At 44.1% G+C, this 7252-nt stretch carries 4 protein-coding genes; all 4 read right to left on the bottom strand.

The genetic code is table 11. The features are described from left to right. Positions 1 to 196: 196 nt before the first annotated feature. The 4 genes from NE665_RS18300 to NE665_RS18285 all read right to left on the bottom strand — a co-directional run bounded on the left by NE665_RS18300 (position 197) and on the right by NE665_RS18285 (position 7231). Complete coding sequence (locus NE665_RS18300; RefSeq protein WP_117443720.1) at positions 197 to 2707, bottom strand: ABC transporter ATP-binding protein/permease; 2511 nt, start codon at positions 2705 to 2707, stop codon at positions 197 to 199. A gap of 359 nt (positions 2708 to 3066) precedes the next feature. After that, positions 3067 to 4374 carry a hypothetical protein gene (locus tag NE665_RS18295; protein WP_117443719.1) on the bottom strand — a complete coding sequence of 436 codons (1308 nt, stop codon included), beginning with the start codon at positions 4372 to 4374 and terminating at the stop codon, positions 3067 to 3069. Positions 4375 to 4938: 564 nt separating this feature from the next. Beyond that, positions 4939 to 6531, bottom strand: coding sequence for a hypothetical protein (locus NE665_RS18290; protein ID WP_117443718.1), 1593 nt, complete (start codon positions 6529 to 6531; stop codon positions 4939 to 4941). Next, entirely contained in the window at positions 6521 to 7231 is a 711-nt protein-coding gene (locus tag NE665_RS18285; RefSeq protein WP_117443717.1) for an ABC transporter ATP-binding protein, read from the bottom strand. Before NE665_RS18285 ends, NE665_RS18290 begins: the two co-directional genes overlap by 11 nt. Between the last annotated feature and the right edge of the window lie 21 nt (positions 7232 to 7252).

Raw genomic sequence — 7252 nt, 5'->3', positions numbered from 1 at the left:
CATCAAAAAATTCAATATATCCTTCAAAATATACAAAAAAAGACAATTTCATTTCGAAAATTGCCTATATACAATAAAAAGCCTATGTCCTTACGAAAAGGTATAGGCTTTTGTCAACAATCTGAAGCAGGATAATCAATAAAATTATCCTGCTTTTTTTCGATGAATGGATTCTGTTTGATCATTGTTCTTTCATTTACTTCTTGATTGCGTCTATCGGACGCTGACGGGCAATTCTTGTTACCGGAAGGATACAGGCGATAAAGGTTACTGCCGCAACGATTACCAGCATCAGCAGCGGCTGACGCAATGTAATGATGACCGGTGAAATCAGAACACCGATTTCCTCCTTTGCGAACGTATTGGTGATCAGTGACACCAGCTGCAGACCTATCATGGTTATCACATAGGAGATCACCGCCAGCATGACTCCTTCCCAGATAAAGATTTTCAAAACATCTGTGCTTCTTGCACCGATGGCACGAAGGATTCCGATATCCTTTTTACGATAGGAAATCGACACAATGATGAAATTCATCATCAGCACTGCCGCAAAGATGAACAGGGCAATGCTTGCATAGAAGAATACCTTCGTAGCAAAGCTCGCAAAATCCTTGATGCTCTTGACATCCTGCGTAGCTACCGTGTTGGCATACAGATTGTTGCCGATATCGTATTGTTCAAGAAACGGCTTCAATGTGGTATCATCAAAGCTTCCCAGCAGCTCACTGACATACAGCGTATCCGGAATGTAAGCGGCAATCAGCTCCTGATTGACCATATTATCATTGATCTGATAAACATCCTCCATACTGAACTTTCCCTCCGGCATCACTACACCGGCAATGCGTACCTGCTGCTTCAAAAGCTCACCGCTGTTTCCAAAGCCCTCCTGTACATGCAGCTCCACACTTCTTCCAATCAACCGTTTTACACTGTCCTGCAGAACCTTGCGAATCTCTTCTGTAGATTTCTTCGCCATGGCATCACTATAGAAGCTCTCCGATTTCCCGAGAATCTGCATCAGCATATCCGGCGTAAGAAGGATTTCATCTTTTTTCACGCTCTTAGTGGAAACCATTTCCGTACCATTGAAATAGGTAACCGTCTGCGCAGGATAAGCCAGTGAGGACATGCCCATATCCTGCTCATTCACACGCAGATATAATGTATGCTTACTGCTGTCCAGAACCGTTCCCTTCTGCTGCTTCACTGTGTTTACAAAGCCCTCTTTCACATACAGCTTATTACAGCTTATGCTTGCTATATTTCGGAATTCACGAACCAGCTTGTACGTTTCACTGTCGATATTATTCGCACTGACCTTCTTCAGGGATTCATATTTGCCGGTATCCTTGACTACAATCCCACTGATGCGCATCCATGTATCTCCGATTGGAAGCTTTACGTTTTGTAGAATATCATCATATGTCTTCGGAAACTGCAGCTTTCCTTTCTCATCTGCGATTCCCTGTGAAAGGATGATATCCGCCAGATAGGAGGAAATTGCCATTTCCCTGTAATCCTTGGGAAAGGATCCCTTGATATCCTTGTAGCCCAGAGTATCAAAGCTGCCCATTTCCGTCAGCTTATACTGGTCGACGGCAGCGGAATACGCCGTGCTGTCCAGCTCTTCGATTCCCAAATCTCCCAGACGCAGCGGCATCGTGTCCCAGGAATAGACCTTTGCGAACTTCTGCTTTTCATTCTCCTTTAAAACAGCATGGATATCCGAATCCTTTATCTGCGTATCCATGCCGGTATAGATGGTATTTCCATTCTCATCCAGGTACTGATAACGAACACCGGCATACGGTTCCTGTAATTCCTCAGCTGCCTTATACTGGGCATTGACCGAGCTGAAATTTCCAACAGCATCCGAAAGTGCCAGAAGCAGCAGTGCGAAGCTGGTCAGCAGAATGGTGAATACCATTCGGATCTTTTTGTGTCCAAGACAGGAAAATCCAAGCCGGAAGCTGTCTTTGAACGGCAGATGGGAATGAATAGCTTCAAATACCTCATGCTGCTCATCGACATCGGGTGCTGTATCACATTCCACAACACCGTCCTTGAACTCAATGATTCGATCCGCATAGGCTTGTGCAGATTCACGGTCATGACTGACAACGATGACCAGCTTTTCTCTACTCAATTCCTTTAGTGTATCGAAAATTTCTTTCCCTGTCGCAGAATCCAAGGCCCCCGTCGGTTCATCCGCCATCAGGATTTGCGGTTCCTTGATCAAGGCACGCGCGATGGCAACGCGCTGCTTCTGTCCTCCGGATAATTCATTCGGATATCTCGTCGCATAGCCGCTCAGACCCAGACGTTCCAGCAGCTGCTCGATTTGTGCAGAAGACGCTTCCTTCTGCTGCAGCTGCAGCGCCATGGCGATATTTTTCTCGATGGTGTATTCCTCCATCAGATTGAATTCCTGAAAGATAAATCCCACATACGTATTGCGGTAGGAATCATAATCCGATTGCTTGAAATCCGCAGAGCTTTTTCCGTTGATGATGATTTCCCCTGTATCTGCCTGATCCAGCCCGCCGATGATATTCAGCAGGGTGGATTTCCCAGACCCTGATTTTCCTAATACGAACACCATCCCGCGCTGTGGAAAGCGCAGATTGATATCCTTCAAAGCCTCAGTCCTCACTCCCTTTGTTGTTTTATACGTCTTTGCTATATGTTTAAGCTCCAGCATAGTATTCTCCTCCCTGTACAAAACGATAACTGTACTACTGTATCTATTACACTAATACACTATAAGAAATAGCTGGATTTGTCAATATATTCATAGAAATGTGACCATTTTGTAAGGTTCAGAGCTTTCCTTTACATTCTCATTAAGGAAGACTGCACATGTATACCCGTAAACGATCACACACAGCAGGAAATTTCGTACAGCTATTGTTTATCCTATTTGCAAATTCGTAAGCTTTCTTCTAAAAAAAAGACTTATCAGCCGCAGATGTGTAACTACTTCGCTCTGCTTTGATAAATCCTGATGTGTGCTTCCGATTCTGTACCATTTGGCGATTATTTATAGATTTCAGATATGCTTTAATCAAACTGATCCACATCCTTTTTCCGATATAGTCTGCGGGAAACAATAAATCCCTTGTGACTTTTAAACTGCTTGTTTAAAAAATCATAATACGCTCCCGGAGATATAATACCGCTGAGGTCAAACAGATTCAAGCCGATGGAGCTCAGCAGGTTTCCCAGAAAAAATACGCAGTTGCTCGAAACGACAAAAAAGGTTTTCAGCTTTCCTTCCCGTATCTTATAAAATCTGGCATCCGGTGATGTTCTGGTTACACGGCTCAGATAGTCATCACACGCTCCCTTGCAGGGAAGTCCTTTCTGTTTCAGCTGCTCGTCACACTCGAAATCGCAAAAGGTCTCAAATACCTCCAGAATGCGGTCATTCAGCCTTTTTTTCTGTTCCTCATTCAGAGATACACCAAAGCCGATCAGTGTCTTATTCTCATTCTCCAGACAGTTTCGGATATAGGTATCCTTTGGTGCGATAATGACGACACCATCTCCCAGTGTTCCAAACAAATGTCGATTATGCGGATCATAGCAGCCATAGGATATGACCAGTCCGCGATACACGACATCCGCATGTCCAAACATAGCGGGTCCACTTGGCGCTAAATGTATCAGTACCTCCATATCAACGGGAATATCCTCTTTTATGGCATCAAAGCGTTCCTTGATTTCATCCTCTTTATCCTTGTTCAAAAGGGTACTCATCAAATGCGGAGGGATAACGGCAGATAATACCGGAGGTACCGAGAGCTGAATTTTCTGATCCAGCTTATCCCCGCTGCCGCTCGGAAGAATTTCCCGTATCAGATCAAGCAGGGTGTTTCCTCCGTAAATAAGGAAATAGGCACCCAGAAAAAAGCTGATTACATCCTCATGTGCGCCCGGATTTACAATCAGAAAAAAGGCTATGATCAAATCGCCGCATAGAAAAATCACCTTCATAAACGGAATCGGCAGCCGATCCTTGATTTTGATATAGAAGACAATGATTTTGATAATGGCATGCAGCAGAATCCAGCAGCCGATCAAACGCGGAAAGATGGCGAAAAAGGTTTCCGGTATCGCCAGTGATATGATAATCGCAATCAGCCACACGATGATATCCAGAAACTGTCCGCCCTTGTGCTTCAGCTTGCGGTAATTCAGAATCATATTGAAAATACGAATAACACCGGCGACGGATATACCGATAACAAGCGTTGTATACAGCCAGTTCCAGACAGCAAGAGAATCGAAGATAAAGGAAAAACCGAGCACACAGAAAAACAGCCCGGTCGCAAACATAGTAAAATAATTAAAATTTTTCTTCAGCATGCCCTCATCTCCCTACTTCCTATAATTATAGCGAAAAGAAAAAATTCCGCAATCTATTTTTCTGGATAATACAAAGAAAGAACCATAGCGGACATGTGTTGGATACATATTCATGCAGCATAAAAAAATATACATACGTTATATGCCTGGTCTGTGCTTCAATAGATATTCCCTGTTCTCCTGAAATTGGTACCGCCTGTCCACGTTAGACCGTTTCCAAGCTTACGTAATACTCAAATGCTTACCCTTTCAGAAATACAGGCAGTATGATCAACAGCTGCTTTTGCACGCATTGTCGAAATGGATATGAATTTCTGTTTCCCCAAGTATGAAATCAGAATCAGGTATGCCTTTGCTATGTGAGCCTTTTTCACCACAAGATCCATCAGCCAGTTTAGAGAAAAACGTAGTTATGTTATCCTGCAACGTCTAGCCACAGCCTTGTAATGGATAACGCAGACTGCTGCAGGAGTCAGATAGAAATTATTTTTGTCTGGATCCAAAGTCATTGGAATGGATACCGTGGCTCCTATTGGAAGCAGGGAGTGCCAATAGCCTTAACCATCATTTCAAATGGAAGGTTTTCGGCGCCAGACGATATACCAGAAGAAGCGCAATCGGGATATATAGAAGTGTAGAAGCCAAAACACCGCTGACAAACAACAGACTTCCCTCCAGCTGCATGCAGAAATAGCAAAAAAGATACACAAGACCGTTGAGGATGGACATAAACGGGTTTTTCATATCAAACTGCTCATTATACGGCTGAAAGATATAGTAGACAAACAGATAATGAACACTGAAAAACACAGCCAGACAAAGCAAAGCAAAATCAAACAGAAGAAGCGTGGAGAGAGTATAGGGCAATCCAACAAGCACAACGGTGCTATTCATATACAGGCAAAGCACCATGATCAGCAGGAGATTATAGAAGCAAAGCTTTTTTAAGCGAAGTCGGAAATTCACCAGCACCGCCTCCCTGCTACGATAATAGCTGTAATGCAGCAGCGATACATCACAGTTCATAAACATCGCCTTACAGACACGCTGTGAGATGCTGAGAATATAGGAAAGGAATACAAATGGCGGAAGCAGCTCCAGAATATCCTTCGTGAGTTTCATTTCATCCTTCAGCACGATCAGCAAACATGTACCTGCAAGCCAGAGCACTGTCATGACAGCCAGACGAAACCTTACCGGCTTATAAATCAGATGCTTATGACGGCGGAAGAATAGTTCATTTAAAAAGGCATAGCCCGTATTCTTTGTTCGATATTGCAGCTCCTCACTGGTATAGCTATTTTCATCCACCGCTACCTCCATCTGCTTCATCTGGCTGCTGTCCAGCTTCAGTATTTCATAATTCTCCACAAGCAGGCATGTCAGCAGCTCACTGTAAGCATGATAGCTGTTTTCAAAACGCCGATAGGGAATAATGGCTGCTGCACACACAAACGAAGTGATGCAGAACAGCCATGGAGCAAAGCTGAAATCCACATTCAGCCAGTATAGCGCATACAGCAGGAGCAAGGAGCCAAGTGGAATGAGAAGCTTCCATGTATTCGCATGCAGATAAAAGCTGTTTTTCCTTTGAAAGTGCCGCATCTGCAGCATGTCCATACACTGATGGGAGCCCAGATAGCCAAAGCCGGCCATACCTGCATACCAGAAGGGAAACGAAAACATAAAGGACAAAAGCAGGCATGCCAGAAAGAGTCCGATGGCATTCATGCTATAGCTGTACCAGCTGCGGGAGCACAGACAGCGTCTGGCCTCCATATGCATCTGGCGGCTGAGAATAAAGGTTTCATCATCCGCTGTAAGAAGCTTGCTGTTGCTTATACTTCCTGCTACAAGGCTTAACAGCACAAAGCCAAACAGAAACCCATTTGTAATCTGCCCATCATCAGCATGCTTTTGCAGATTGATCAGCGGTACAGCAATCACCACAAACAGATACAGCAGATTTTTCAACAGGTTCATCAGGATATCCACAAGGAAGGAGAAGACACTCAGCACTCCCTTTAGATTTACAGCAGCATAACAGGATTCCTTCAATAGCCTGCCAATCAGGGGGAGTCGTTTCACATAATAGAAAAATCCGTTCACCTTTCTGGTCATCCGAATCCGAAACAGCAGCAGAATATCACCCAGCATGCTTTACTTCCTCCTGCAGCAGCGAAACGATGCGATCCTCAAAATCATTCTGTTGCAGCAAAGCATGATCGAGCTGTTCCAGTATCCCGTTATGCAATAGCACGATTTCATCACAGAGATCACTTGCCAGCTGCAGAATATGGGTAGAGAATATGAGAATGTGTTCCGCCTTCATTTCCAGCAGCAGATGCTTCATTTCATTTGCCACAACAACATCAAAGGAAGTCAGCGGTTCATCCAGTAAAATGACCTTCGGCCGTGAAATCAGAAAGCCCAGCATCTGCAGCTTGTTCTTCATACCGTGGCTGTATCCCTTAATCAGACGATGCCGGTCCTTTGGAACGATGCGCATCAGATCAAAATAGGAATCTATAGTCTTCGCAGGATCAATTTCCTTTGCATGAATATCCATATAAAAGCGTATATATTCAAAACCAGTCATAAATTCAGGCAGAATCGGGCTGGAGTAAGCATACCCAATATCTCTGTCCTCTACCTTTCGCAATTCCCCGTGCTCCTCAATCAGAACATCCCCCTCACAGGGGATCTCATGGGAAATACAGTTAAACAGCGTCGTTTTGCCGCTTCCGTTTCTCCCCAGCAGTCCATAAATCTTTCCCTGTTCAAAAACAGCACTGCTATTTTTCAGCACTTCCTTCTCATCATAGGTCTTCTTCACATTCTGTATATGCAGTTTCATAGGTATCCTCCCGGTAGTTCT

Source organism: Clostridium sp. DFI.1.208 (genome assembly GCF_024463855.1).
Classification (GTDB): Bacteria; Bacillota_I; Bacilli_A; order Erysipelotrichales; family Erysipelotrichaceae; genus Clostridium_AQ.
The sequence above is the reverse complement of the archived record's forward strand: the minus strand, read 5'-3'. Positions and strand labels throughout refer to the sequence as shown.

Bases quoted from the DNA above. Each gene is read 5' to 3' on its own strand.
- NE665_RS18300 (WP_117443720.1), bottom strand. From the start codon at position 2,707: ATGCTGGAGCTTAAACATATAGCAAAGACGTATAAAACAACAAAGGGA.
- NE665_RS18295 (WP_117443719.1), bottom strand. From the start codon at position 4,374: ATGCTGAAGAAAAATTTTAATTATTTTACTATGTTTGCGACCGGGCTG.
- NE665_RS18290 (WP_117443718.1), bottom strand. From the start codon at position 6,531: ATGCTGGGTGATATTCTGCTGCTGTTTCGGATTCGGATGACCAGAAAG.
- NE665_RS18285 (WP_117443717.1), bottom strand. From the start codon at position 7,231: ATGAAACTGCATATACAGAATGTGAAGAAGACCTATGATGAGAAGGAA.